General features: G+C 64.9%; 24 protein-coding genes and 1 pseudogene. 11 read left to right on the top strand and 14 right to left on the bottom strand.

Features of this window, described 5'->3' with window-relative positions:
- Positions 1-82: 82 nt before the first annotated feature.
- From Q7J58_RS08355 to Q7J58_RS08385, 7 genes are all read right to left on the bottom strand, one after another.
- Positions 83-619, bottom strand: a complete 537-nt coding sequence (locus Q7J58_RS08355) for a DUF3833 domain-containing protein (RefSeq protein ID WP_304826087.1) — start codon at positions 617-619, stop codon at positions 83-85.
- 12 nt (positions 620-631) lie between these two features.
- On the bottom strand, positions 632-1966 hold the full coding sequence (locus tag Q7J58_RS08360) for an MFS transporter (protein WP_304826090.1): 1335 nt from the start codon (positions 1964-1966) through the stop codon (positions 632-634).
- Positions 1963-2565 (bottom strand): chalcone isomerase family protein, encoded by a 603-nt coding sequence (locus Q7J58_RS08365; protein WP_304826093.1) that lies wholly within the window; start codon positions 2563-2565, stop codon positions 1963-1965. The genes Q7J58_RS08360 and Q7J58_RS08365 overlap by 4 nt, the downstream gene beginning before the upstream one ends.
- A gap of 8 nt (positions 2566-2573) precedes the next feature.
- Positions 2574-3803, bottom strand: coding sequence for a cyclopropane-fatty-acyl-phospholipid synthase family protein (locus tag Q7J58_RS08370; protein ID WP_304826096.1), 1230 nt, complete (start codon positions 3801-3803; stop codon positions 2574-2576).
- A gap of 40 nt (positions 3804-3843) precedes the next feature.
- Positions 3844-4650, bottom strand: coding sequence for a DUF1365 domain-containing protein (locus tag Q7J58_RS08375; RefSeq protein WP_304826099.1), 807 nt, complete (start codon positions 4648-4650; stop codon positions 3844-3846).
- A gap of 197 nt (positions 4651-4847) precedes the next feature.
- Complete coding sequence (locus tag Q7J58_RS08380) at positions 4848-6272, bottom strand: FAD-dependent oxidoreductase (protein ID WP_304826100.1); 1425 nt, start codon at positions 6270-6272, stop codon at positions 4848-4850.
- Positions 6273-6623: 351 nt separating this feature from the next.
- Positions 6624-7253 (bottom strand): glutathione peroxidase, encoded by a 630-nt coding sequence (locus Q7J58_RS08385; RefSeq protein ID WP_304826101.1) that lies wholly within the window; start codon positions 7251-7253, stop codon positions 6624-6626.
- Positions 7254-7296: 43 nt separating this feature from the next.
- On the opposite strand from Q7J58_RS08385, the gene Q7J58_RS08390 reads away from it, so the two are divergent.
- From Q7J58_RS08390 to Q7J58_RS08405, 4 genes are all read left to right on the top strand, one after another.
- On the top strand, positions 7297-8364 hold the full coding sequence (locus Q7J58_RS08390; protein ID WP_304826104.1) for a cobalamin B12-binding domain-containing protein: 1068 nt from the start codon (positions 7297-7299) through the stop codon (positions 8362-8364).
- Positions 8361-8516, top strand: a complete 156-nt coding sequence (locus tag Q7J58_RS08395) for a DUF2256 domain-containing protein (RefSeq protein ID WP_304826106.1) — start codon at positions 8361-8363, stop codon at positions 8514-8516. Before Q7J58_RS08390 ends, Q7J58_RS08395 begins: the two co-directional genes overlap by 4 nt.
- Positions 8513-10090, top strand: coding sequence for a cryptochrome/photolyase family protein (locus Q7J58_RS08400; RefSeq protein ID WP_304826109.1), 1578 nt, complete (start codon positions 8513-8515; stop codon positions 10088-10090). Before Q7J58_RS08395 ends, Q7J58_RS08400 begins: the two co-directional genes overlap by 4 nt.
- Before the next feature lie 62 nt (positions 10091-10152).
- Positions 10153-10989: a ferritin-like domain-containing protein gene (locus Q7J58_RS08405; protein ID WP_304826156.1), complete on the top strand. Its 837-nt coding sequence runs from the start codon at positions 10153-10155 to the stop codon at positions 10987-10989.
- Between the two features lie 76 nt (positions 10990-11065).
- Here the strand turns inward: Q7J58_RS08405 and Q7J58_RS08410 are convergent, their stop codons facing one another.
- On the bottom strand, positions 11066-11275 hold the full coding sequence (locus tag Q7J58_RS08410; RefSeq protein WP_304826112.1) for a heavy metal-associated domain-containing protein: 210 nt from the start codon (positions 11273-11275) through the stop codon (positions 11066-11068).
- 373 nt (positions 11276-11648) lie between these two features.
- Here Q7J58_RS08410 and Q7J58_RS08415 point away from each other — a divergent pair, with 373 nt between their 5' ends.
- The 5 genes from Q7J58_RS08415 to Q7J58_RS08435 all read left to right on the top strand — a co-directional run bounded on the left by Q7J58_RS08415 (position 11649) and on the right by Q7J58_RS08435 (position 14865).
- Positions 11649-11951: an RNA-binding protein gene (locus Q7J58_RS08415; RefSeq protein ID WP_304826115.1), complete on the top strand. Its 303-nt coding sequence runs from the start codon at positions 11649-11651 to the stop codon at positions 11949-11951.
- A 188-nt stretch (positions 11952-12139) separates the two neighbouring features.
- On the top strand, positions 12140-12493 hold the full coding sequence (locus Q7J58_RS08420; RefSeq protein ID WP_304826118.1) for a zinc ribbon domain-containing protein YjdM: 354 nt from the start codon (positions 12140-12142) through the stop codon (positions 12491-12493).
- A 38-nt stretch (positions 12494-12531) separates the two neighbouring features.
- The gene (locus Q7J58_RS08425; RefSeq protein ID WP_304826121.1) at positions 12532-13203 is read left to right on the top strand and encodes a 3'-5' exonuclease; all 672 of its coding nucleotides are present in this window, start codon (positions 12532-12534) and stop codon (positions 13201-13203) included.
- A gap of 26 nt (positions 13204-13229) precedes the next feature.
- Positions 13230-13691 carry a C40 family peptidase gene (locus Q7J58_RS08430; protein WP_304826159.1) on the top strand — a complete coding sequence of 154 codons (462 nt, stop codon included), beginning with the start codon at positions 13230-13232 and terminating at the stop codon, positions 13689-13691.
- Between the two features lie 61 nt (positions 13692-13752).
- Positions 13753-14865, top strand: coding sequence for a 3-deoxy-7-phosphoheptulonate synthase (locus Q7J58_RS08435; RefSeq protein ID WP_304826124.1), 1113 nt, complete (start codon positions 13753-13755; stop codon positions 14863-14865).
- A gap of 62 nt (positions 14866-14927) precedes the next feature.
- On the opposite strand, the gene infA is transcribed toward Q7J58_RS08435, so the two are convergent.
- The 3 genes from infA to Q7J58_RS08450 form a co-directional block, all read right to left on the bottom strand.
- The gene (gene infA / locus Q7J58_RS08440; protein WP_304826126.1) at positions 14928-15182 is read right to left on the bottom strand and encodes a translation initiation factor IF-1; all 255 of its coding nucleotides are present in this window, start codon (positions 15180-15182) and stop codon (positions 14928-14930) included.
- A 13-nt stretch (positions 15183-15195) separates the two neighbouring features.
- Entirely contained in the window at positions 15196-15717 is a 522-nt protein-coding gene (locus Q7J58_RS08445) for a hypothetical protein (RefSeq protein WP_304826129.1), read from the bottom strand.
- 227 nt (positions 15718-15944) lie between these two features.
- Positions 15945-17648 carry an AarF/UbiB family protein gene (locus Q7J58_RS08450; RefSeq protein ID WP_304826131.1) on the bottom strand — a complete coding sequence of 568 codons (1704 nt, stop codon included), beginning with the start codon at positions 17646-17648 and terminating at the stop codon, positions 15945-15947.
- 134 nt (positions 17649-17782) lie between these two features.
- On the opposite strand from Q7J58_RS08450, the pseudogene Q7J58_RS08455 reads away from it, so the two are divergent.
- Positions 17783-17937, top strand: a pseudogene (locus Q7J58_RS08455) (MFS transporter); the annotation flags it as partial.
- Between the two features lie 50 nt (positions 17938-17987).
- Here the strand turns inward: Q7J58_RS08455 and Q7J58_RS08460 are convergent.
- A complete protein-coding gene (locus Q7J58_RS08460; RefSeq protein ID WP_304826133.1) occupies positions 17988-19706 on the bottom strand; it encodes a hypothetical protein in 1719 nt (572 codons plus the stop codon).
- 447 nt (positions 19707-20153) lie between these two features.
- Between Q7J58_RS08460 and Q7J58_RS08465 the strand changes: the two genes are divergently transcribed.
- Complete coding sequence (locus Q7J58_RS08465; protein WP_304826136.1) at positions 20154-21932, top strand: hypothetical protein; 1779 nt, start codon at positions 20154-20156, stop codon at positions 21930-21932.
- Positions 21933-22011: 79 nt separating this feature from the next.
- Here the strand turns inward: Q7J58_RS08465 and pap are convergent, their stop codons facing one another.
- Positions 22012-23514, bottom strand: a complete 1503-nt coding sequence (gene pap / locus Q7J58_RS08470; protein WP_304826139.1) for a polyphosphate:AMP phosphotransferase — start codon at positions 23512-23514, stop codon at positions 22012-22014.
- A partial coding sequence (locus Q7J58_RS08475) for an ATP-binding protein (RefSeq protein WP_304826142.1) occupies positions 23507-25012 on the bottom strand: 1506 nt, incomplete at its 5' end. The genes Q7J58_RS08475 and pap, both read right to left, overlap by 8 nt.

Below are 25012 nucleotides of genomic sequence, written 5' to 3' on the forward strand. Positions count from 1 at the left end.
TTGGAGGCGCTGCGCCGAAGGGGTGTCTTGCCCCTTCCCCCGCTGGGGGAAGGTGGGGATGGGGGCAGGCGTGGCCATGCGCTCAGCCGCGTTTTACAAAAGACAAGGTGACCTCGCCCAGGCGCACGCCGAACTTGCTCATGACCGCTTTGTTCAGCATCACACGCTCGTCCATGAGGTACATCCAGTCGTCAAACGTGACATTCCAGACCCGGCCATCGACCGGCAGGGCCAGGGTGTAGCCCCAGCGAAAGGCGTTGCCGCGGGTTTCGCCCTGGGCCTCGCCCACCACGTCGTCGGCGGTGCCGCTGTAGCGGCCATTGCCCAGGTGTTTCATGCGCCAAATGCGTTTGCCGGTGCTGCCGTCCGAGTACACAAAGTCTTCGTCCAACACGCCGTTGTCGCCGTCCCAGGTGCAGCGCATGAGCACGGTGAAGCGTTTGACCACCTGGCCCGAGCGGTCGGTGAACACGCCGTAGGCGTCGAGCGTGCCGTTGAAATAGCTGCGCAGGTCCAAGGCGGGTTTTTCGCTGGCGTAGTCGCTGATTTGTGGGCCAGCGCAGCCAGCCAGACTGGCGGCACCGGCGATGCTGGCGGTGAGCAAAAGGCGTCGTTGCATGGTGGGGCTTTCTCAAAGGGCGGGAAGGAGGGCGGCGCGCTGTTCGGGCCGAATGACCAGCCTGTACAAAGCGCCACCGGCGAGCAGCTTGAGCACGCAGGGCAGCACGCAATAGGCCAGCGTGAGGGTGTGCAGCGCTTCGGGCGTGCGTGCGCCGGGCGTGTAGCCCAACCAGGCCAACAGCGGCAGGGCCAGCCCGGCGGCCAGCGCCAGATTCAGCTTGGCGGCGAAGCTCCACCAGCCAAAATACGCGCCCTCGCGCTGACCGCGTTGGCCCAGCCGACCAATCAGCCCCGCCAGCAGGGCACTGGGCAAGGCCAAATCGGTGCCCAGCGCCAGGCCGGAGAGCGCGCAGACGATGAGAAACGCGGTGGTGTCGCCCACGCCCAGGGTGGCGGCCCAGATGAACACCGCCACCGACAAACCCATGCCCGCCAGCCAGGTGCGCGCCAAGCCCAGCCGCGCCACCAGCCGCACCCACAGCGGCATGGACAGCGCGGCGCACAAAAAGTAGGTGGCCAAAAATGCGGGCTCCAAGGCGGGCGGCGCTTGCAGTCGGTCTTGCACAAAAAACAGCACCAGCGTGGCGGGCACGGCGCTGGCCGTGCCGTTGAGCACAAACACCGCCAGCAGGCGCAAAAACGCGGGCTGGCGCAACGGCGAGACGGCGGGCACCGCGCCCGAAAGCGGCACAACAGCCGGTGCGGTGGGCACCAGCGAACGGCTCCAGGCCCAGCCGCCCAGCGCCAGCAGCACCGCAAACGCCGACACCGTGGCCCCCAGCCCCAGCGTGCCGGGCAACACCGCCGCCAGCAACACGCCCACCAACGCCAGCCCTTCGCGCCAGGCCACCACGCGGCTGCGCTGCGCTTCGCTGCCGCCCAGGCGCGCCCCCCAGGCCTGGTGCGCTACGCTGACCACGCTGAACGCGGTGTACGTGACCGCCATGACCGCGCCCGCCCAGCCCAGCAAAGCCGCCATGCCCGTGCTGCGCACCGCAGGCGGCGGAAACAGCAAACCCCACAAACCCAGCGCCAGCACCACGGCGGCCACGGCGGCAGCGCTCAGTACCGCGCGGGTGGAGCGGGCAAACAGCCGGTCGCACCAGCGGCCAATCCAGGGGTCCAGCACGGCGTCGATCAACCGCGCGCCCAGCAGCACCGCGCCGAGTGCGGCCAGCGGCGCGCCAAATTCGCGGGCGTAGTGGTTGGGCAAAATCACATACAGCGGCAGCGCCACAAAGGCCAGCGGCAGGCCCAGCAAGCCGTAGCCCAGGCCGTGGCGCCAGGCGCCGGGGCCGATGAAGCGGGCCGCTGGGTCGGTGGCCGCTGCGGTGGCGGGGCTCATGGTGTGCGCGGCGCGGCCACCGATTGCAGCAGCGTGGCGCGCATGGCCGGTTGCGAGGTGTTGGGCGAGAGCCAGATGCCGAAAAACAGGCGCGAAAAGGCATCGTCGGCCAGCTCGCCGCGCAGCCGGCCGTTCAAATAAAAGCGTGCGCCACTGCCGGGCACATGCACACCGGTGATGCGGTCGCCGCGCTGCACGTCCGGGAACAACGCGCTCATGGCCGCCAGCCAGCGCGTGGCCTGTTCGGGGGTGATGGGGGCAATACCGCGCATCTCTTCGATGGAACGTTCGGCAATGGCCCGGCCTTTCAAGCTGCGCAGGTAGCTCAGCTCCAGCCCAAAACGGTGTTGCTCGTAGCGCTGCGCGTCAAAACCGGGGCCGGCCCACAGGCTGGCGTCGTACACCTCAAAGCCCCAGACGCGCAGCCGCGCGTTGCCCTGCACCTGCTTGTCCTGCAGCGCGGCGCTGGCGGTGGCTTCGGGCGTGGCCCACACCGTGCTGGGCCACCAGGCGGCGGCAGTCACGGCGAGCAAAAAAGCAGCGGCTGGGGGCATGCGGCGCAGGCGCAGGGGGCGGGTGGTTGACGGCGTGGTGGGCATGGCGGGTCTTAGCCGGGTTTGCGCAGGGTGATCTGCACCACGTCCACGTTGGCGCCGGTAAAAGCGGCTTCGCAGTAGGCCAGGTAGAACTCCCAGATGCGCAGAAAACGCTGGTCAAAACCGAGCTGCAGCACGCGCTCTTGCTCGTGCAAAAACTGCTCGCGCCACAGTTGCAGGGTGCGGGCGTAGTCGGGGCCAAATGCGAACTCGTCCACCACCTCCAGCCCAGCCTGGGCCGCCTGGGCGCGCAGCTCGCGCGGACAGGGCAGGCAGCCGCCCGGGAAGATGTATTGCTGGATGAAGTCGGTGCCGGCGATGTAGCGCTCGAACAGGACGTCGTCGATCACGATGCTCTGGATGCAAGCCCGCCCGCCCGGTTTGAGCAGCTTGGCCACCGACTGAAAGTAGGTGGGCCAGTATTCGCGGCCCACCGCCTCCAGCATTTCGATGGAACAAATGGCGTCAAAGGGCGCATCGGCAATGTCTCGGTAGTCCTGCAAGCGCAGGTCGGCCTGGTCTTGCACGCCCAGCTTGTCCATGCGCTGCTGCGCAAACGCCAGCTGTTCGGTGGACAGCGTGACGCCGGTGACAGAGGCACCGAATTCGGTGGTGGCTTTTTCGGCCAGCGCGCCCCAGCCGCAGCCAATTTCCAGCACCCGGTCGCCCGGCTGCACGCCGGCCATGCGCAGGGCGCGGCGCACCTTGGCGTGCTGCGCGTCCACCATGCTTTGCTCGGGTGCCTCGAACAGGGCCGACGAATAGTTCATCGTGCCGTCGAGCCAGAGCTCGTAAAACGCGTTGCCCAGGTCGTAGTGGGCGTGGATGTTTTTGCGGCTGTTGGCTTTGGAATTGCGGTTGAGCAAGTGCCGCACCCGGTACGCCAGGCGGCCCAGCCACGAGCCGTAAATGGCGTCTTCCACCTCGCGCCGGTTGGCCACCATCAGGCCCAGCAGCGCGGTCAGGTTGGGCGTGGTCCAGTCGCCGGCCATGAAGCTTTCGGCAAAGCCGATGTCGCCGGACTTGAGCACCGCGCGGCACATGTTCCAGTTCACCATGCGCAGGCTGGCGTGCGGGCCTTCGGTGCTGCCAAAGCGCTGCACCGAGCCGTCGGGCAGTTGCAGCGTGAGGCTGCCGTGGCGCAGGCGCTGCAGCAGTTGCATGAGCGTGCGTGCGGCGGCCGGGGCGTTGCGCGGCAGGGCAAAGCCGGCGGGGTGGTTGGTGGCGGTGGTGCTGTTCATGGGCGGGCTGGGCAGCGTGGGCAAGGTGGGTGGGGAGCGTTCAACTCGGGCGTGTGTGGGCGGGCGCGTCGCCAGCGGTCACGAAGTCGCGTGGGGCGGCGGGCTGGCGAAAAAACGGGGTTTTTTTCAGCCACAGGCGCAGCGCCTGCCAGTGGATGCGGGCAACCACACCCAGCGTCATGGCCGGGTGCGCCCACAGGGCGCGGCGTTGGGTGGCGGCGGTCAGCGGCTCCAGCACGCCACTCACACTGGTGTTGATGAGCACCGGTTCGCCAGCGGCGTCAAAGTAGTCGATGCGGGCCACGGTGCGGTCCAGGCCCGCGTGCCGGGTGCGCATGAAGACAAAGCGGTACTGGCCACGCACGGGGCAAAACGGCGACACATGGAACACCTTGTCGGCCGTGCAGGGCACACCCAGGCGCGGTGCGTCCAACAGGTAGCAGTGGCGCTCGCCAAAGGTGTTGTTCACCTCGGCCAGCACGGCGCGCAAGCTGCCGTCGGCGCGGTGGCAATACCAAAAGCTCACCGGCTTGAAGCTGTAGCCCAGCACGCGCGGGTAGGTGTGCAGCCACACCTCGCCCTGCGCGTCGGTGATGCCGTGTTGCTGCAACAACTGGTCGAGCCAGGCCAGGCTGTCGGGGCCGCCGTCGCCGTGGTCGCTGTCGTGAAAGGCCAGCGCAGCGCGGCGGTTGCGCGCCAGCGCGCCGGAGCCGTGGGCGCGCAGGCTGCGCATGGGCAGCATCAAAAAATAGGTGGGGTAGGCGAAGGCGTTGCGCTGCGGGCGGTGGCGCATGTGGCGCACCTGGCCAAAACCAATCAGGGGGGTGTTGGCCCCTACGCTGGTCACTGCGTGTACTGCGCTGCCCCCCGAGGGGGCGCGAGCTTGCTTGGGGCGGCCCGGCGCGGCGCTCGGGTTGGCCCCCACGCTGGTCACCGCGTGTACTGCGCTGCCCCCCGAGGGGGCTGACCCGGCTTGGGGCGGCCCGGCGCACGGGTCTGTGGCCCCCACGCTGGTCACGGCGTGTACGGCGCTGCCCGGCGCAGTCATGCAAACACCCCGGGCAAGGCGGCGCGGCGGGTGTCGGCGGGGCTGGTGGTGGCGCTCAGGCCGTGGGCGTCCATCAGGGCGCGGGCGGCTTGCAGGCCCGCTTTCAGGCCGTCCTCGTGAAAGCCGTAGCCCATCCAGGCGCCGGCAAAAAACGTGTTTTGTTGGCCCTGAAGGGCGGGCACGCGGGCCTGCGCCTGAATGGCGGCGAGGTCGAACACGGGGTGCGCGTAGGTGTATTCGCCCACCACCTTGGCCGGGTCGATGGGCCCTTGTGGGTTCAACGACACCACCACCGGCTGCTGCACCGGCAGCGGCTGCAGCTGGTTGAGCAGGTAGTGCAGGCACACCTGGGCCGACTCCTGGCTCGGGTTGGGCGAGCGCTCGTAGTTCCAGGCGGCCCAGGCTTGCTTGCGCTGGGGCAGCACGGCCGTGTCGGTGTGCAGCACGGCGTGGTTGGGCTGGTAGTGGATGGCGCCCAGCACCGCCGTTTCTTCGGGTGTGGCCTGTTCGCCCAGCAGTGCCAGCGCCTGGTCGCTGTGGCAGGCGAATACCACCGCGTCGAAGCGCTCCACCCGGCCCTGGGTCACCACGCGCACGCCCTGTGCGTCGCGCAGCACCTGCAACACCGGGGTGTTCAGCCGGCGGTCGGGAATGCGGGCGGTGATCTTGTTCACATACTGGCGCGCGCCACCGGCTACCGTGTACCACTGCGGCCGGTTGGTGATTTGAATGAGGCCGTGGTTGTGGCAAAAGCGCACCATGGTGGCCACCGGGAAGGCCAACATCTGGTCGGTCGGGCAGCTCCAGATGCAGCCCATCATGGGCAAAAAGTACCAGTCGCGAAACTCGCTGGAAAAGCGCTGTTCGCACAGGAACTCGCCCAGCGGCTGCAGCAGCGGGCTGTTCGGCAGCAGGTCTTCGCCGCGCTGGGCCAGCTTCGTGGTGATGCGGTTGAAGCGCACGATGTCGGCCAACATGCGCCAAAAACGCGGGTTGGTCAGGTTGCCGCGCTGCGCAAACACGGTGGACAGGCTGGAGCCGCTCCATTCCAGTGTGCTGCCGTCGCGCGCCGCGCCGGGCGCCTGCACCGAAAACGACATGTCGGACTTGGCAATCGGCACGTCCAGCGCGACCAACAGCGCCAGCAGGTTGGGGTAGGTGCGTTCGTTGAGCACCAGAAAACCCGTGTCCACCCCAAAGGTGGTGGGCACGCCCTGCGCGTTGGGCAGGGTCATGTCCACGGTGTGGGTGTGGCCGCCAAAGTAGTCGCCGGCTTCAAACAGGGTGATGTCGGCCAGCCCCTGCAAGGTGTGGGCAGCGGCCAGGCCCGAAATGCCCGAGCCGACGATGGCCACCCGGGGCTGGCGTGGATTGTGGGGCGAGGGCGTGCGGGCGGCTGGGGCGCGGGGGTCTGAGTACATGGATCAGACTCCCCGACCGGCGTGCGCCAGCAGCGTGTGGCCGGTGGAATAGAAAATGCCTGCGAAGCGCCCCGGGACGAACAAGGGAGGGAGGGAGGAGGAGGAAAACCGCCTCGGGATTGCATCCAGACACACGCCTGGAAGGCTTCGCAGTGCAAAAACGGGTTGTGCGCAAATGTTGGCTGTCTTTGCCCACACGTTGAAGCATGTGAGCAAAGGTCGCTTGAAAAAGTTCCGCTGAATGTGGGCCATGGTTCCCTCCAGACCGTTTGTTGGGGCCTGCTTGCCGTCAATAAACAAGGGCTGCAGGCTCAAAATATACCGATTGGTTTTATTGTGACTGATTGGTCACTATTTGACCGATAGAAATCGCTCAATACCCTTGATCAGTTCAGGGTTATGGGGTTCGACAGCGCTGCCGAAGCTGCGCACGGTCTGGCCATCGCGCCCAATCAGGTACTTGTGGAAGTTCCACTGCGGTGTCTGCCCGGTGCGCGTGGCGAGCTGGCGGTACAGCGGGTTGGCCTCGCGCCCAACCACCGTGGTTTTGCTGAACATGGGAAATTTCACGCCAAAGGTGTTCTCGCAAAAGTCGGCAATCGCTTGGTTGTTGCCGGGTTCCTGGCGGCCAAAGTCGTTCGACGGAAAGCCCAGCACCACCAACCCGCGCGCCTGGTAGCGCGCATACAGCGCTTCCAGGCCCTGGTATTGGCTGGTGAAGCCGCAGAAGCTGGCGGTGTTGACCACCAGCACCACCCGGCCCGCGTACTGGCACAGCGACTGGGGCTTTTCGTCCTGCAGCCGGTCAAAGCGGTGTTGCAGCAAGGGGCTGCAGGTGGCGCTGGCGGTGGGTGCGGGCACCGTCTGGGCCTGTGCGGCGGGGCTCAAAGCCCAGCAGAACACCCAGCCACACAGCACAAGACCCTGCCCGGGTCGCCATCCTTCGGGTGCGGGCTTGCCATAGACAATGCGCTCGTTCATGCATAAAACTCCATAATGCGGTAAACCCATGAGTCATTTGTCCATGACAAGTTCAAGCCTCAGCGCCGCGACCCGGCACACCATTGCCGATGTCGAGCGCGACACCGGCCTGTCCAAAGACACGCTGCGGGTGTGGGAGCGGCGCTATGGCTTCCCCACGCCCGAGCGCGACGCACTGGGCGAACGCCAATACGACGACGCCCAACTGCTGCGGCTGCGCCACATTCGGCGCCTGCTCGACGCCGGCCACCGTCCGGGCGGCGTGGTGGCGCTGCCGTTGGAGAAATTGCTTGAGTTGGGTACGCAGGCACAGCGTGAACAGATTCAAACCCCACCTCGAAACCCGGCCGATGCGCTGCCCGCCGCGTGCCCGGCTCTGCCGGCCCGAGCCCGCCGCCGGTTACCGGCCGCCGACGCCGCACACGCCGTACCGGTGGAGCACTGGATGCAGCTGCTGCGCCAGCACCAGGCCCACGACCTGCGCCGCGCCATGAACCAGTACCTGCTGGCCCACGGCCTGGCGGCACTGATCCGCGACGGCGTGATTGCCATGAACGTGCGCGTGGGCCAGTCGTGGCTGGACGGCCAACTGGCTGTGTTTGAAGAACACCTGTACACCGAGGTGGTGCAAGCCCTGCTGCGTTCGGCCATGGCCCAGGTGGCCGCCAACCAGCCGCGCCAGCCACCCCGCGTGCTGCTGACCACCGTGCCCGGTGAACCCCACGCCCTGGGCCTGCTCATGGCCGAGAGCTTTATGGTGCTGGCGGGCTGTGACACCGTGGCCCTGGGCGTGCAAACCCCGCTGCCCGACATTGTGGCCGCCGCCAGCGCTTACCGTGTGGACGTGGTGGCCCTGAGCTTCACGGCGGTGCAAAACCCGCGCGACGTGTTGGCCGCCCTGGCCCAGTTGCGCGAGCGCCTGCCCGCTTCGGTCGAAATCTGGGCCGGTGGCCAGTGCCCCGCGCTCTACCGCCAGCCGCGCGGCCCGCGCGCCACGCAGGCTCCCGCGTTTTGGCCCATGGGCCAGCTCGACGACATCACCACCGGCGTGGCGCGCTGGCGCGCTGGCGCAGTGCCATTGCACGCGCAACCCGCGCCGGAGGCCGCATGAACGCTTTTCGCGGCAACAAAGCCAGCCTGCCCCAGAAACCCTGCGCCGCCTGCGGCCGGCCCATGACCTGGCGCAAAAAATGGGCGCGCACCTGGGAACAGGTGAAATATTGCAGCGACCGCTGCCGCGCCGCCAAAGACCGACCGGCATGACGCCGCGCCCAACCCCACAGCACGCCACCCCGTTGCGCCGCCTGGTGCTGGTGCTGGGCGACCAGCTCTGGCTGGGCAACCCCGCCCTGGCCAGCTTCGACCCGGCGCAAGACGCGGTGCTCATGATCGAAGCGCCCGGCGAAGCCACCCAGGTCTGGAACCACCAGGCCCGCATCGCCGTGTTTTTGTCGGCCATGCGGCACTTTGGGCAAACCCTGACCGACGCCGGGCTACCCTGCCACTACTTGGCACTGGACGACCCGGCGTTGGACGCCCTGCCCAGCTTGCCCGAGCGCCTGGCCCACGCGCTGGCCCGGTTCGCACCGCAAACGCTGTGGCTGTGCGAACCCGGCGAATGGCGCTTGCAGCAAGACATCGCCGCCGTGGCGCACAGCGCTGGCGTGCCCTTGCAGGTGCTGGAAGACACCCACTTTTTGTGCAGCCGCGCGCGCTTTGCACGCTGGGCCAGTGGGCGCAAAGAATGGCGCATGGAATACTTTTACCGCGAGATGCGCCGCGAACACGGTGTGCTCATGGACGGTAAAGCGCCGGTGGGCGGCCAGTGGAACTTTGACGCCGACAACCGCAAAAGCTACCCCAAAGCCGGACCGGGCTGGATTCCCGAGCCCACCCACTTCGCGCCCGACGCCACCACCCGCGAGGTGATCGCGCTGGTGCAGGCGCGCTTCCCCGACCACCCCGGTGAACTGGCGCACTTTGGCTGGCCGGTCACACCCGAGCAAGCGCAGCAAGCCTTGCAGCACTTTGTGGACGTGCGGCTGGCATGTTTCGGCGCCTACCAGGACGCGATGTGGACCGACACCCCGTTTGGCTGGCATTCACTGCTTTCGGTCTCGCTCAACCTGCACCTGATCGACCCGCGCGACGTGATCCGCGCCGCCGAAGCCGCGCACCACGAGCGCGGCCTGCCGCTGGCCAGCGTGGAAGGCTTCATCCGCCAGATACTGGGCTGGCGCGAATTCATTCGCGGCGTCTACTGGCTGGACATGCCGGGCATGAAAACCGCCAACCACTTTGGCCACCAGCGGGCGCTGCCGCGCTGGTACTGGACCGGCCAGACCCACATGGCCTGCATGCAAGACACCATCGGCCAGACCCTGAAACACGGCTACGCGCACCACATCCAGCGCCTCATGGTCACCGGCCAGTTTGCGCTGCTGGCCGAGCTGCAACCCCAGCAGGTGGCCGACTGGTATTTGGCGGTGTATGTGGACGCGGTGGAATGGGTGGAACTGCCCAACGTGGCGGGCATGGCGCTGTTTGCCAACGGCGGGCGCTTCACCAGCAAACCCTATGTGGCCAGCGGGCAATACATCTCGCGCATGAGCAACCACTGCCGGGGCTGCCGTTACCAGCCCGACCAGCGCACCGGCCCCAACGCCTGCCCCATGACCACGCTCTACTGGAACTTTCTGGACCGCCACGAGACCGAACTGGCTGCGAGCCCCCGCACCGCCCTGATGGTGCGCAACCTCACCCGTCTAAGCCCCGCCGAGCGCGAGGCCCTGCGCCAGCAGGCAGCACTTACCCTGGCCCACCTGGATGGTGTGTAAGCGCATTTACACCCCCCGTGCATAAAATCCAACGCTATCAGCCGATCGACCGAAAGCCCGCCATGCTCTACCCCGAACTCTTCAAGCAACTCGAATCCGTCCGCTGGGACATGGACAAGGACATTCCCTGGGACAGCTTCGACGCCAGCGCGCGGACCGACGAGCAGGCCCAGACCATCAAGATGAACGCCATCACCGAGTGGGCCGCGCTGCCCGCCACCGAAATGTTCTTGCGCGACAACCGCGACGACTCGGACTTCTCCGCTTTTATGTCGATCTGGTTTTTTGAAGAGCAAAAACACTCGCTGGTGCTCATGGAATACCTGCGCCGCTTCCGCCCCGAACTCGTGCCCACCGAACAGGAACTGCACGACATCCGCTTTGAATTCGACCCCGCGCCGCCGCTGGAAACGCTGATGCTGCACTTCTGCGGCGAGATCCGTTTGAACCACTGGTACCGCCGCGCCAGCGAATGGCACACCGAGCCGGTGATCAAACAGATTTACGCCACCCTGAGCCAGGACGAAGCCCGCCACGGCGGCGCCTACCTGCGCTACATGAAACGCGCCATTGGCAAGTTCGGCAGCGAAGCCAAGGTGGCGTTTGCCAAAGTGGGCGTGCTCATGGCCAGCGCCCGGCGCACCGCGCAGGCCCTGCACCCCACCAACCTGCACGTGAACAAGGCCATGTTCCCGAACGACACCATCCAGAGCAAACTGCCCAACCCCGAGTGGCTGGAGCACTGGCTGGACAAGCAGATCGACTTTGACGCCGTGTGGGAGACCAAGGTGGTGGACCGCATCCTGCACAACATGAGCCTGCTCATGGAACAGCCCTTCAAAACCGTGCAGGAACTCAACCGCTTCCGCAAATCGCTGGCGGCGCCTGCGGCGGCTTAAGAGAACTTATCCGCACATTGCCAAACTGCGCAAAACCCACCGCAACGACGAAGCAAGCATCCACCACCCACGCCGCTCACACCGGTGTGGCCTCGTAGCCCGCCTCTTGCAGCGCGGCGGCAATGTCTTCGGGGGCAATCATGCGGGTGTGGCTCACCCAGGCGGTGTGTTCGGGCAAGTTGACGTCGGCCTGGTTGACGCAGGGCAGGTCTTGTAGCTCAAACATCACGGCATCGGCGTCTTCCTGGGTTTGCAGGTTGGGTATGTGGAAGGTGGTTTCTGGCATGTCGGTGTCTTTCAGATCCAGGATGGTGCGAAAAAAATGGGCATGGGTTTGCAGAATATGATGCACCCTTGGCCAAAACCCGCTGGTGCTTGCCGGCCAACCCGTTTGCGCCACCGCAAATTGGCCCTGGGGCGGCCTGGAAAACCCGGTGGGTCACCGCAACCGATGGCCTGCAGTGGCCACTTGTCTCTTTTCACTTCTGTGTGGCGCTGACTCGCACAGGCCACCTGTGCGGTTGCGGCGCCCCTGTCTGTGTTGTGTGTTGCCCTGGGCAGGCACAACACCTGTTCCTGCGGTGTCTACTGGACGCCGCTTCTTCCTGCGCCGCCGGGCTTTTCCGGGTCACGGCGCCCTCTCTCTGAAAGGCTCTTTCATGAGCACCAAACTTTACGTGGGCAACCTGCCCTTCAACGCCGACGACAGCGCCCTGCGCCACAATTTTTCCGAGTACGGCGACGTCACATCGGCCAAGGTCATGATGGACCGCGACACGGGCCGCTCCAAAGGTTTCGGCTTTGTGGAAATGGGCACCAGCGAGCAAGCCGATGCGGCGATTCAAGCGCTCAATGGCATGTCGGTGGGTGGACGCTCCATTGTGGTCAACATATCGCGCCCGAAAGAAGCGAGCGCTGGCGGTTATGGCGGTGGCAACCGGGGCGGGCGCAGCGGGTACTGATTGCGTCTCGCCGCAAGTTTGAAAACCGGCCCTGGTGCCGGTTTTTTTGGGCCCGAAATTCGATGCGATGGCGATGGTGCGCATACCCGACTTCACCACAACGCGCTGACCACCGGGCACGCGGCAGGACCGGCGCGGCGCAGGTCCACTACCATACGAACCTTCGTTTGTTTTGGCCCACGCCTCCCATGCCCCACACTTTCCCAGCCTGCCCGCAATGCGGCCTTGAAAACACCTACGTGGACGGCGACAACGTCGTCTGCCCCGACTGCGCGCACGAGTGGCCCACGGCCAACACGGGCGCGCCCGACGAAGACACCGGCAGCGCAGCGGTGAAAGACGCCAACGGCAACCCGCTGGCCGATGGTGACGCGGTGATTTTGATCAAGGACCTGAAGGTCAAAGGCTCGTCTAGCGTGCTCAAGAAAGGCAGCAAAATCAAAAGCATCCGCCTGGTGGACGGCCACGATGGCCACAACGTGGACTGCAAAACCGAACTGGGCAGCATGCTGCTGAAGTCGGAATTCCTGAAAAAGGCCTGAGCGGCTGAGCGCCAGGCACCCTGACTGGGAAGTCTTCCATGTCCCGCATCGCCGTCATCGACTTTGAAACCACCGGCATCTCTCCGGGTCAAGGCGACCGTGCCACCGAGGTGGCCATCGTGTTGCTGGAGCGCGGCCAGGTGGTGGACCGCTTTCAGAGCCTGATGAACGCGGGCGTTCACATCCCGGCGTTCATCACCCAGCTCACCGGCATCACCAACGCCATGGTTCGAGCCGCCCCACCGGCTGCGGCCGTGATGGCCGACGCCGCGCACTTTGTCGGCGCCGCGCCCATGGTGGCGCACAACGCATCGTTTGACCGACGCTACTGGGTGGCCGAACTCGCGCACGCGGGCATGCCTGCGCCACAGCCGTTTGCCTGCACGGTGCTGCTCTCGCGCCGGCTCTACCCTGAAGCGCCAAGCCACAAGCTGGGCCACCTGGTGGACTTTTTTCACCTGCCTCGCACCGGTCGGGCGCACCGGGCACTGGCCGACGCTGAAATGGCCGCCGAACTGCTGCAACGCATACAGCACGACCTGCGCACGCGCCACGGTGTGGCCGAGCCCGACCACCGCTTTTTGTGCGCACTGCAAGCCTGCACGCGCGCCGCACTGCCGAAATTTCTGGCGCGCGCCACGGCCTCACCATCGGGATGGAGCGCAACAGCCTGCAAACCCACCGCAGCCCAGATAGGGGGGGCACCGTGAGGAACGATCCGCTGCGCTGGACCGCCATGCGCTGTGTTGTTTCAAGCCTTGCCCTGATGTTCGCCCTGCTGCTCACAGGCTGCGGCAGCACGCCGTCCGGGCCGGCGCGTCCGCTGCCTGCCGGACCGTCGAGTGACATCGCCATCCATGCGCTGGGCCTGGTGGGCACGCCCTACCGGTACGGCGGCAACACGCCCGACAGCGGGTTCGACTGCAGCGGCCTGATCGGCTATGTGTACAAAAGCCGCATCGGTGTGGCCCCTCCGCGCACCGTGGCGCAGCTGTCCGGTTTTGGACACCCGGTCAGCACCCACGAAAGGCGCACCGGTGACCTGGTGATTTTTGGTTCGGGTCGGCCCTTTCACGCCGGCATTTACGTGGGCGACGGCCGCTTTGTGCACGCACCATCCACCGGTGGCACCGTGCGATTGGACCGCCTGGACAACCGCTACTGGGCCAGCCAGCACACCGCTTTTCGCCGCCCCTGAGCACCGTGCTCACGCGGGTGGCCACCACCGGTCCACGGATGCCGCGCGACAATACCGGGCTATGACCCACGCCCAACGCACCTCCACCCCGCTGTCCACCCAGGACACCACCCGCATCGACGACCTGCGCATTGGCGCCGTGCGCCCGCTCATCACGCCCGCCCTGCTGCAGGAATGGCTGCCCACCCCGCCCGAAGCCCGGGCGCTGGTAGAAAGCAGCCGCAGCGCGCTCTCGCACGTGCTGCACGGGCAAGACGACCGGCTGATTGTGGTGGTGGGACCCTGCTCCATCCACGACCACGCGCAGGCCATGGACTACGCACAGCGGCTCAAAACGCAAGCCGACGCACTGGCCGGCGACCTGCTCGTGGTCATGCGGGTGTATTTTGAAAAACCCCGCACCACCGTGGGCTGGAAGGGCTACATCAACGACCCACACCTGGACGGCACCTTCGCCATCAACGAAGGTCTGGAGTTGGCCCGCCAGCTGTTGCTGGACGTGTTGGCGCTGGGGCTGCCGGTGGGCACCGAATTTCTGGATTTGTTGAGCCCTCAATTCATCAGCGACCTGGTGAGCTGGGGCGCCATCGGTGCGCGCACCACCGAAAGCCAAAGCCACCGCCAGCTCGCCAGCGGCCTGAGCTGCCCGGTGGGTTTCAAAAACGGCACCGATGGCGGTGTGAAAGTGGCCACCGACGCCATACAAGCCGCCCAGGCCGCACACGCCTTCATGGGTATGACCAAGATGGGCCAGGCGGCGATTTTTGAAACCCGAGGCAACCGCGACTGCCATGTGATTTTGCGCGGCGGCAAAGCACCCAACTACAGCGCCGCCGATGTGGACGCCGCCTGCCAACTGCTCAAGACCTCCGGCCTGCGCGAACAGGTGATGGTGGACGTATCGCACGCCAACAGCAGCAAGCAATACCGCAAACAAATCGGCGTGGCCGCCGACGTGGCGCAGCAAATTGCCGCAGGCGATGCGCGCATCACCGGCCTGATGATCGAGAGCCATCTGAACGAGGGACGGCAGGACATCGTGCCCGGCCAACCGCTGCAAGCGGGTGTGAGCGTCACCGACGCTTGCATCAGCTTCGAGCAGACCGTGCCGGTGCTCGAAGAACTGGCGGCCGCCGTGCGGGCGCGCCGAATGCGCCTCAAGTCAGGCAACTGACCGGAGGCACCCGTGCTCGGCAGCGCTCGCGCAGGCGCTACGAGGGCGATTTCAATGCCGGATCAGCGTGGCTTGCGCGGCACCATCGGGCCACGGCCTTCAATGTGGCGGAAATTGATGCGGCCCTTGCTCAGGTCGTAAGGCGACAGCTCCAGCGACACGCGGTCACCCGCCAGAATGCGGATGTGGTTCTTGCGCATCTTGCCTGCCGAATAGGCAATCAACTGGTGGCCGTTGTCCAGCGTCACGCGAAAACGCGTGTCGGGCAGCACCTCGTTGACGATACCCATCATGTCGATCAGATCTTCTTTGGCCATGTGAGGCTCCTTTTCAAATACAGATTTGGGGCGACGGCATCTGCGCCGCAACGGTTGGGCGCGCCTGGATGCGCAGCGTGTCATTCACCCAATCAATGCCTTGGGCAACAGCGTATTTTGCCGCAGCATCGTGGGTTGAGAAATCGTCAACAAAGCGCATCACACGGGCGGTGGAAGCGCTGCCGCGTCCACTGGCTATGGACACCTGTGCGGCGAAGCGCCCGCAAGGCAACGGGCGCGGGCAAGCCGCAATGCGGTATTTGCCCAAAGTGAGAGGAGAAAGACTCTTCGTTGTCGTGATCGTGGTCGTATGAATCATTAAAAACATCAGTGGGCAGTGGCCCGCAGCCACAGCTGCAAAACCGGAAAACGCCCGAAAAACAAAGTGGCAGCCCCAAGCGCCGGGGTGCCCAACTGAATCACCCGGAACCCGCACGGTGTTGGGAACACCAGGCCAGATCCGGTGCACGAGCCACGGCAGGGGCATCGGCAACAGGAGGGAAATATCGCAGCCGCGTCGTGAAAAAACGGGCATCGCTCGCGATGGTGGGGCAAGACAGGCAACCCCTCTGCCGGGGGCGGTGCGTCAAAACTTCAAAAATTTGACGCGGCCAGTCGCCCAAGGCGAACCCGGTAATGTAGCACGGGAAAGAAAAATACGCCCTTTTATTGGTTTTGAGCCCTGTCGCGTTCAGTGCTGAGGGCGTTTGGGTGTCCCGTTTTGGGGTGGCGAGCGGGCATGAACGAAAGACTCTCAGCCTCTCAGTCCCCGTCCCCCACATCGCGCCCTTTGCTGCTGCGCCAGATGGCACGCACCAGCCACAGCCCACCCACGAAGGCGCTGGCGAAGCCGATGAAGCCAAAGGCTGGCAAGCCGAACAGGGTGGGGCCGCCTTTGACGGTCATCACGATGGACGACCCGATGATGAGGGCGGCGATGACCAGCGCCATGGTGAGGCGGTTGGCCGCGCGGTCGATCTGGTCGCCCACACGCTTGAGGTGGGCCAGCTCGATGCCCACGTGCACGCGCCCGCGGCGTGCGTTGCGCAGCAGGCGCGACACGTCGTGCGGCAGTTGCTCGGCCACGGCGAGGGTGCGGCGCAGGGTCTGCCAGGCACGGTTGGCCACCACCTTGGGTTGGTAGCGGGCGCGCACCACCTGGCGCAGCAGCGGCAGGGCCTCGGTGGTCATGTGAAATTCGGGATCGAGCCCGCGGCCCATGCCTTCCAGGGTGATGAAGGCCTTGATGAGCAGCGCCATGTCGGACGGCAAGCCCAGGTGGTGCTCGCGCAAGATGGTGGTGACGTCGGCCAGCATCTGGCCCAGGTTGAGCTGGGCCAGCGGGGTGCCGTGGTACTGGTCGACGAAAGCCTCTATTTCGGTTTCCAGCACGGCCAGGTTGACGCCGTGTTCGTCGCCGGTCCAGTCAAGCAGCACATCGGCCACGGTTTGGGGGTTGCGCTCCACCAGCCCGAGCAGCAGGTTGAGCAGCTCGTCGCGGCGGCGCTGCGAGAGGCGCCCGACCATGCCGAAGTCGATGAAGGCGATGCGGTTGCCTGCCAAATAAAACACGTTGCCGGGGTGCGGGTCGGCGTGGAAAAACCCGTCTTGCACAATCATTTTCAACACCGCTTGGCTGCCACGTTGGGCCAGCAGATTGCGGTCAAAACCTTGGTGGTCGAGACCAGCCAGGTCGTTGCCGGCCACACCGCCCACAAAGTCCTGCACGTTGACGCGCTCGGTGGTGTGCTGCCAGTGGACCTTGGGCACCACGATCCAGGGCAGCGGCGCGAGGTTGGTGGCAATGCGCTCGGCGTTGCGGCATTCGCTGGCCAGGTCGAGCTCGCGCTTGAGCGAGCGCGCCAGTTCGCGCACCAGTTGCTGGGGCCGGTAGGGCTTGAGACTGGGTATCTCGGCTTCGGCCACGGCGGCGATGCGGGCGAGCAGGCGCAGGTCGGCTTCGATGGTGTCGGTGATACCGGGGCGGCGGATTTTGACGACGACTTCGGTGCCGTCTTTGAGCTGGGCACGGTGCACCTGTGCAATGGAGGCGGCAGCCAAGGGCTCGGGGTCGAAGCGTGCAAACACGTCTTCGGGCTCACCACCCAGGTCTTCGCGCAACTGGGGGCGCAGGATCTCCAGCGGCACGGCGGGCACGTGGCTGTGGAGTTTTTCAAATTCGGCGATGTATTCAGGGCCGAAGAGATCGGCACGGCCGGCCAAAATCTGGCCGAGCTTCACAAACGTGGGGCCAAGCTCTTCAATGGCCAGGCGCACCTGCACCGAGGGTTCGAGCCGGGCGAGATCGGCGGCGTGCCCCCATTTGAGGGCATGGCCGGCACGTTCGAGCCGGTCGGCCAGACCCAGGCGGCGCACGCTGTCGCCAAAACCATGGCGAATCAGTACACCCAGAATTTGATGGAGCCGCCCCATGTCTCGGGCAGCGCCCAGCGTTTCGATCAGCATGGCGGGATGATAGACGGGCGACCAGGAGCCTGTGTGTGAGAAGACGTGCCCGCAAAACACAGGGGGGGAATCCTGGTTGGGCCCGCTGCCTTGCTCGCGCGGCAACGCCATCACGCTGTAGTACGGCCGCCCCTGCGTCGGGCTTGTTGTTTGGCGGCGTGTTTTTGTCGGTGGTGGCCAGCACCACCACGCTGGTGCGTCACAACCCGCCGCCCGCGCAATGGGCCCCGGTGGCTTGGCGCTCGTGCTGGTGTTTTCGGCGCTGGCGCTGTGGAGGGGCGCGTTGTGAGGGGGTTGCTGTTTTCTCAGTGTCTCGGCTCAGCGTTCACCGTCTCACCACTATTCTCCGTCCAACAAGACGGCAAGGCTCTGCTCCAGTTGGGCGGCAAGTTGGCGGTCACCCCTGGCCAAGGCCAAATCGTACTGCGTCATCAGAAAGGTGCGGGCCTCGCTGCTGTGAAATTGTGTGCGATCCATCACCGGAACCAGCAGACTTTCGGCTTCTTCCAAATGGCCCTCTTTGGCCAGGGAACGCGCCAATCCGCAACGGGCAAACAGGTAGTCTGGCGCCAAGGCATGGGCTTGTTGGTAGAGGTCCTTGATGGCTTGCGGGTTGTGCTTCAGTGCTTCTTTGATGGACGCCATATTGGCCAGGGGCGATGGCTTTTCTGGGTACCTCTGGTGCAACTGGGTGAACAAATCGAATGCCAGCGTCAAATGCCCCTCGTGCATGGCGGTCAGGGCGCGCGCATTCAATTCGGTTCCCTCGGGCGGGAACGGACTGGGCAGGGGTTCACCCGAAATGGTCCATCCGCTGGACCGTATGGTTCTTATCTCCCCGTTGGTCCACACGTCCACGGGCGTACTTTTGCTGAGTATGTCTTCTTCGGTCATCCAGCGCAGCACATCCATGCGCATCGAATCGGACCCCGCAGGAGACTTCAGCAACGAGATCAAGGCCTCACGCACCGCTTCGCCTTGGTGTTTGGCGCGCTCTTTGAGCACCGAGAATGCCAGGTGCCGACCGATCTCGTCACCCATCTGAATCACGCGAACCAGGTAGTCGGTGTGCGCATCGCAGACCACCGCGAACGCCTGGTCCTGCTGCTCCAGCAGCGCGCTGTTCAGTACCTGGTGAGCCGCCAGGGCGTTGCGGTATGCGTCCAGCCATTTGCGCGGAAGCCACGCGGCACTGCGGCCCGGCCATGTGGCCAAAGGGTCCTGCAACCCCTGGAACACGGTGCGCTGGTCTCGGGTGGTGTGGGCCCAAAAAGCGGCACGATCGGCTTTGGCCCACGCCTGGGCGACGGCAGCTTCATCGCCCAGAAAGCGCAACCCCAGCACCTGTGCAATGGCATCTTCTGCACGCAGAGGCACGGCGTGCTGCAACGGCGCTTTGAGGTCCACGCTGGGGCTCATGCCCTTGAGCCAGCAACGCCAGCGAACGATATCGCCCAGCGCAAACAGGTTGTTGGGTTGGGCCTGCCAGTTGGCTTCGGCCACGGCCAGCGCCTGGCGCACATGGCCATCGGCGAACCAGGCCAGCGCCAGGTTGTTCTTGGCCGAGGGGTGGTCCACGCCCTGCAGCGTGGCAATGGCTGCTGCTGTGTTGTTGTCATCCAGGTGCATGCGCGACAGGTCCATGGCCAGGGCCTGTTCGGGTGTGAGCGTGCCCAGCGGGTTGTCGATGCTGGCGGGCAACGCCGTTCCCGCTTTTCCATCCATCTCGCTCAAGCGGTCAGCGGCGCGTGCGAACAGCATGAAAAAGCCCGCCAGGCGTGCGCTGTCGCAAACAGCCTCCACAGCCGCCCGGCTGTTGGGCGATGCCTGTTGCCATTCCAGCGCCCGTGCCGTGGCGCGCGCGGGCTCGTCACCCAGGTCTTCGATCTCCCAGGCCAGGCCCAGCAAGGGTTTGAAGCCGGGAAAGGACTTGCGCAAGGCGGCGAGGCGCCGCCGCGCCTGCTCAATATCGCCGTTTTCTGCCAAGCGGCGAATGGCGGCTACCTGTTCAGGATTGGGCGTGGGCTGCGCGGTGTGGCGCCGGGTGTTTTTGGACATAAGGGGGATATTTTAGAAACGGCGGGGACGCCCGGGCGGCGCTTGAGGACCGAATGCAACAGGTGGCAGCTGCCAAGGCATGCTGTCCAAGCCGGCATTTTCACACCCACGAAGACCCTGCCGACACCGCAGGCCTTGAGGTGGAAACAGCATGAACATGGCCATTGACCCCGTCTCCCCAGTCCACGCCGGCGGTTTTGCGCAAGCCCTGTCCCCATTGGCATCCAGAACCTTCGTGAACTGCGCGAGGAAGGGCATTACCATTCGGGCAAAAACGGGCTCAGCCAGTTGTACCGCGTGCTGATGGCCAACGACCTGTCCGCGCTCAAGCCGCTGCTCCACACCCTCTTTGCCACCACGCCCCACAACGGGTACCGCAACATCGTGGGCTTTGCTGTTGCAGCTGGATAAATGACGGCTCCTGCATACAACATACAAGCCACCACCATGTACCCCTGTTTCACCGAATCCCTTCAACTGCAAACCGTACCCGATCTGAAAAATCTGCTGCCGCATGTGCCAGGCGCCAACCATGCCACCCAGATCGGCAACAAAACCGCTCTGTTGAGCGCCATCGAGAGCGGTTTGCAGGGCGCGCACTTGCGCACCATGTGGGATGCCTTGGGGCCGGTGGAAAAAGATGCGGTGGCTGAGGCCGTTTACCACCCCGCTGGTGAATACGACGGTGTGGCGTTTGAGGCCAAGTACCAGGCCAGCCCCCTATTCGCGATCACGGCCAAACAACGGTACGGCACGCAAAAACCCACGGCCTTGTGCTTGCTCTTTTTCTATTCAAAAGAAACGCGCCGTTGGTACATTCCGCCGGATCTGCGCGCCCGCTTGGCCAGCTGGGTTGCCCAACCCGCCCGCATGGTCATGCCAGCTGCTCGGGATTTGCCCCCTGAAGACGAGGTAACCGTGCGCTGCACCGAGCGCGATGCTTTGCAAGATGTGCTGGTGTTGCTGCGCACGCTGGAGCAAACCCGCGTTCAGGTGAGCGACAAAACGGCGGTGGCCAGCGCAGCATCCCAGCGCCTGATCAGCGCCCAACTCGCCGGCGGCGATTTTTACCCCTGGATCGACAAGCAAAACAAATGGGACCAGCAGGTTGGTCCCATCAAGGCGTTTGCATGGCCGTTGTTGTTGCAAGTGGGCGGTCTGGCGGCCTGCGTTTCGGGTCGTCTCACGCCCACCCCGGCGGGCATCAAGGCCTTGAGCGCGCCCCCCGCCCAGACCCTGCGCAGCCTGTGGCGAAAGTGGCTCCAGACGGCGGCGTTTGACGAGTTCAGCCGCGTGGATGCCATCAAAGGTCAACAATCCGCTGGCCGGGTGATGACGGCCCTGGCGCCACGGCGCGAGGCCATTCATGCGGCTTTGCGCGAATGTCCGGTGGGCCAGTGGATGCAGGTCGACACCTTGGGGCGCTTCATGCGGGGCAATGGCTTCGACTTTGACGTGGCCCACAACACATGGAGCCTCTACATTGCCGACAAACAGTACGGCGCCTTGGGCTACAGCGGGTTCCACGACTGGAACATCGTGCAACTGCGCTACCTCATGGCGGTGTTGCTGGAATACACCGCCACCTTGGGTCTGGTGGACGTGATGTACAGCGAGCCGCAGGGTGCACGCACGGATTTTCAGAACAACTGGGGTACAGACGAGCTGGCGTTTTTGAGCCGGTACGACGGCCTGCAGTGCATCCGCATCAACCCCTTGGGGGCCTACGTGCTGGGTCTGAGCGAGGATTACCTGCCCACGGTGCAGGTCAGCGAGGCCCGTCTGCTGGTTTTGCCCAATCTGCAGGTGAAGGTGCTGCGGGGCACTCTGGAGCCCGAGTCGCAGCTGCTGCTGGCCATGTGGGCGGTTTCCGTGGATGCACGGACATGGCAGCTCACCCCATCCAAGGCCGTGGCCGCCATCGAAAAAAGCCACGATATCGACCTTCTGCGCCAGTTTCTGGCATCGCACAACGACGGTCCGCTGCCCGAGGAGGCGACCGCATTTCTGGAGCGCTGCGCGCAAGATGGCACCGCGCTCCAAGCCGTTGGCGCGGCCACCCTGGTGGAATGCCGGGACGAGGAAACCGCCGAAACCCTTGCCATCCACCCAGAAACCCGATCGCTGTGCTTGCGGGTGGGCCCTGCGCTGTTGGTGGTGCGCAATGCCCACCTGGACAAATTCCGGGAGCGCTTGCGCGGGTTGGGGTTTGGGATGGTGGATTGATCCCCCTCCAAAAGCGACGGACTCCATGCCGTTGGCAGGAGCATGAACCTCCGTACGTGGGCGCCCTCCCGGGCGTTTTTCAACCCTTGGTGTCCAGGGCAGCCTCCACCCGCTCGCACAGCAGGCGCAGCACCTCGATGCGGCTCCAGCGTTTGTCGTCGCTGGCCACGATGTGCCAGGGCGCGATGTCGGTGCTGGTGCGGTCCATCATGTCGTCCACAGCGTGGGCGTACAGCGGCCACTTGTCGCGGTTGCGCCAGTCATCGGGCGTGATCTTGTGGACCTTGTGCGGCGTGTTCTGCCGCGCTTCAAAGCGTTTGAGCTGTTCTTCCTGCGTGATGGACAACCAGAACTTGACCACCACCGTACCCGCCTGGGTGAGCTGTTCTTCAAAGGCGTTGATCTCGTCGTAGGCGCGGGTCCAGTCGGGTTCGCTGCAAAAGCCTTCCACCCGCTCCACCAGCACGCGGCCATACCAGGAGCGATCAAACATCGTGGTGTGGCCCCAGCGCGGCAGGTAACGCCAGAAGCGCCACAGGTAGGGTTGGGCCCGCTCGGCTTCGTTGGGGGCGGCCACCGGAATGACGCGGTAGTGCCGCGCATCCAGCGCCTGGGTGATGCGCCGGATGGTGCTGCCTTTCCCGGCCGCGTCCATGCCTTCGAACACCAGCACCAGCGAGCGCCGCTTCCACTCGGGCGCACGCAGTAGTTTGTTCAGCCGGCCTTGCAGGCGTTCGAGCTGGTCTTCGTAGGTGCTGCGCGCCAGCGTGCGGGTGTAGTCCTGGGTGGCCAGCAAGCTGCGCCCGTCCAGCGGCGGGGGCGGGGGCGGGGCCGCGTGCCCGATGCCCAAGGGGGCAAAGGGCTGCAGCGCGCGCAGCAGGTTGTCCAGAAGGTACTGGCCTGCGGTGATCGCGCGGTAGCCGGGGTCGCTGCCGTCGATCACCAGCCAAGGGGCTTCGCCGGTGCTGGTCTTGCGCAGCGCCTTGGCCGAGATGGGCACAAAACGGTCGTAGTGTTTCAGGCGCTCCCAGTCGTGGGCGGTGACACGCCAAGCGGTTTTGGGGTCTTTTTCCAGCGCCTTGAAGCGCTTGGCCACGCCTTCTTTGGTCATGTGGAACCAGAGCTTGACCAAGCACACGCCCTCGGCGCTGAGCATGCGCTCGAAGGCGCGGACCTCTGTCAGACGCTCGTCAAAGCGGGATTCTTTGTCGTGACCCAGCGCGTGCTGCACGATGGGGTCGGTGTACCAGTTGCCAAACAAAATGCCCACATGCCCCTTGGGCGGCAGCACCTGCCAGAAGCGCCACATGGCGGGGTGGCCCAGCGGGGCGTCTTCGCCACTGGCATCGGGGGTGGCGAAGGCCTCGGTGCGGATGTGGCGCGGGTCCATCCATTCGTTGAACAGGTTGACCGTCTCGCCCTTGCCCGCGCCGTCCACCCCGTTGACGAGCACGATGACCGCGCGTTGTTTGCTCTCAAGCAACTGGTATTGCGCTTCCAGCAGCGCCTGGCGCAGTTTCGCCTCAGCTTCCTTGTAGGCCTTGCGGCCAATCTGGTGGCCTATTTCGGCGGATTCAAACATGCACCGTCTCCACCTCAAAACCCACCACGTTGCGGCTGTCCTTGCTGAACTCCACGCCAATCAGGTGGATGGGCTCACCGCGTGCGCGGTATTTGTCGGCGTAGCCTTTGTCTTTGATCTGCTGCAGCGCCTTGCCCTGCGGTGTCAGCTCCACCACCTTGAATTCAAACAGCAGCACTTCGTTGTTGAACAACACAGCCATGTCGATACGCCCATGGTTGGTGGTGTCTTCCAGGCGAATGTCCAGCCCCAGCGCGGCGAAGTAGCTGTAAAAAATACTGGCGTAATAGCCTTCAAATTGGGCCAGCTGGTTTTTCCGGTACCAGTCGTTGGGGATGCCGGCGAACAGAGCGTGAAACAGGGGTTCGAGTCCGGCCAGGTTGCGGGTTTGCAGCAGCTCGATCAGCGCCAGCCGGGTGCCCAGAGCGTGTTGTTCGCTCAGGCCGTAGCCGGTGAGCAAGGCCATGTTCAGGCTGGATTCCACCTCGCGGTTGGGGTAACCCAGGGTGTAAACCCAGTTGCCCAACAGCGGCTCGCGGCTGTCGTGGATGGTCAGGTAGCCGGTCTGAAACAGCAGCGCCTCCGCAGGAATGTGGTCCACATCAAAGGTAGACAACAGCTTTTCGTGGGCGACCACCTGGCTCAGGTTGGGCGTGAAGAACTGCCGCTCGGCCAGCAGCTGGATGAGAAAGGTGGGCGTGCCGGTTTCAAACCAGTAGGGTTTGAATTTGCGGTTGCGAAACAGCAGCAGCAGGTCAAACGGGTTGTAAACGCTGGTGCCCAGCCAGTTGTAACCGTTGTACCAGCGGCGCACTTCTTCGCGGTCCAGCCCGGGCAGTTCGGGGGCGAACACGGTATCCACATCTTCGTCGGTGTAGCCACAGATGGCGCTGTATTCGGGCATCAGCGTGAGGTCTTGCAGGTTGTTCAGGCCTGAAAACAAACTGACCTTGCTGAACTTGGAGACGCCGGTAAGGAAGACGAACTTCAGGTGTTCGTCAGCGCCTTTCAATACGGAGTAGAGATTTTTGAGCCCCTCGCGCATGGCCGTGGCGGTGGGTGCGTCGGTGATGTTGTCGAGAATGGGTTTGTCGTATTCGTCGATCAGCACCACGGCCCGCTGACCGGTGCTGCGGTGGGCTTGGGCAATGAGGTGGGAGAGGTTACCGGCCGTGTCCACCTCGGGCCAGTCGGCGGGCCGGGGAAGGCCCAGCGTCTCGCGGTTGGTGCGCAAAATGGCCTGTATGCGCTGCTCCAGCTCAGCCCGGCTTTGCAGCACCCCATCGCCCAAGCTGATGCGGATGACCGGGTACTTTTTCGTCCAGTCCCACTGGGTTTCGGCGGCCAGCCCTTGGAACAGCTCGCGGTTGCCCTCGAACAATTCTTTGAGCGTGTCCAGAAACAAACTTTTGCCAAAACGGCGCGGGCGGCTCAAGAAATAATGACCGCCCTCCCGAATCAGACGCAGCGCGTAGGGGGTTTTGTCCACGTAATAACA

This window comes from Hydrogenophaga sp., assembly GCF_030656115.1.
In the GTDB taxonomy this organism is placed as follows: domain Bacteria; phylum Pseudomonadota; class Gammaproteobacteria; order Burkholderiales; family Burkholderiaceae_C; genus Hydrogenophaga.

Excerpts from the sequence above, each read along its gene's own strand:
- Q7J58_RS08355 (WP_304826087.1), bottom strand. The coding sequence starts at position 619 with ATGCAACGACGCCTTTTGCTCACCGCCAGCATCGCCGGTGCCGCCAGT.
- Q7J58_RS08360 (WP_304826090.1), bottom strand. The coding sequence starts at position 1,966 with ATGAGCCCCGCCACCGCAGCGGCCACCGACCCAGCGGCCCGCTTCATC.
- Q7J58_RS08365 (WP_304826093.1), bottom strand. The coding sequence starts at position 2,565 with ATGCCCACCACGCCGTCAACCACCCGCCCCCTGCGCCTGCGCCGCATG.
- Q7J58_RS08370 (WP_304826096.1), bottom strand. The coding sequence starts at position 3,803 with ATGAACAGCACCACCGCCACCAACCACCCCGCCGGCTTTGCCCTGCCG.
- Q7J58_RS08380 (WP_304826100.1), bottom strand. The coding sequence starts at position 6,272 with ATGTACTCAGACCCCCGCGCCCCAGCCGCCCGCACGCCCTCGCCCCAC.
- Q7J58_RS08385 (WP_304826101.1), bottom strand. The coding sequence starts at position 7,253 with ATGAACGAGCGCATTGTCTATGGCAAGCCCGCACCCGAAGGATGGCGA.
- Q7J58_RS08390 (WP_304826104.1), top strand. The coding sequence starts at position 7,297 with ATGACAAGTTCAAGCCTCAGCGCCGCGACCCGGCACACCATTGCCGAT.
- Q7J58_RS08395 (WP_304826106.1), top strand. The coding sequence starts at position 8,361 with ATGAACGCTTTTCGCGGCAACAAAGCCAGCCTGCCCCAGAAACCCTGC.
- Q7J58_RS08400 (WP_304826109.1), top strand. The coding sequence starts at position 8,513 with ATGACGCCGCGCCCAACCCCACAGCACGCCACCCCGTTGCGCCGCCTG.
- Q7J58_RS08405 (WP_304826156.1), top strand. The coding sequence starts at position 10,153 with ATGCTCTACCCCGAACTCTTCAAGCAACTCGAATCCGTCCGCTGGGAC.
- Q7J58_RS08410 (WP_304826112.1), bottom strand. The coding sequence starts at position 11,275 with ATGCCAGAAACCACCTTCCACATACCCAACCTGCAAACCCAGGAAGAC.
- Q7J58_RS08415 (WP_304826115.1), top strand. The coding sequence starts at position 11,649 with ATGAGCACCAAACTTTACGTGGGCAACCTGCCCTTCAACGCCGACGAC.
- Q7J58_RS08420 (WP_304826118.1), top strand. The coding sequence starts at position 12,140 with ATGCCCCACACTTTCCCAGCCTGCCCGCAATGCGGCCTTGAAAACACC.
- Q7J58_RS08425 (WP_304826121.1), top strand. The coding sequence starts at position 12,532 with ATGTCCCGCATCGCCGTCATCGACTTTGAAACCACCGGCATCTCTCCG.
- Q7J58_RS08430 (WP_304826159.1), top strand. The coding sequence starts at position 13,230 with ATGCGCTGTGTTGTTTCAAGCCTTGCCCTGATGTTCGCCCTGCTGCTC.
- Q7J58_RS08435 (WP_304826124.1), top strand. The coding sequence starts at position 13,753 with ATGACCCACGCCCAACGCACCTCCACCCCGCTGTCCACCCAGGACACC.
- infA (WP_304826126.1), bottom strand. The coding sequence starts at position 15,182 with ATGGCCAAAGAAGATCTGATCGACATGATGGGTATCGTCAACGAGGTG.
- Q7J58_RS08445 (WP_304826129.1), bottom strand. The coding sequence starts at position 15,717 with ATGCCCGTTTTTTCACGACGCGGCTGCGATATTTCCCTCCTGTTGCCG.
- Q7J58_RS08450 (WP_304826131.1), bottom strand. The coding sequence starts at position 17,648 with ATGCTGATCGAAACGCTGGGCGCTGCCCGAGACATGGGGCGGCTCCAT.
- Q7J58_RS08460 (WP_304826133.1), bottom strand. The coding sequence starts at position 19,706 with ATGTCCAAAAACACCCGGCGCCACACCGCGCAGCCCACGCCCAATCCT.
- Q7J58_RS08465 (WP_304826136.1), top strand. The coding sequence starts at position 20,154 with ATGTACCCCTGTTTCACCGAATCCCTTCAACTGCAAACCGTACCCGAT.
- pap (WP_304826139.1), bottom strand. The coding sequence starts at position 23,514 with ATGTTTGAATCCGCCGAAATAGGCCACCAGATTGGCCGCAAGGCCTAC.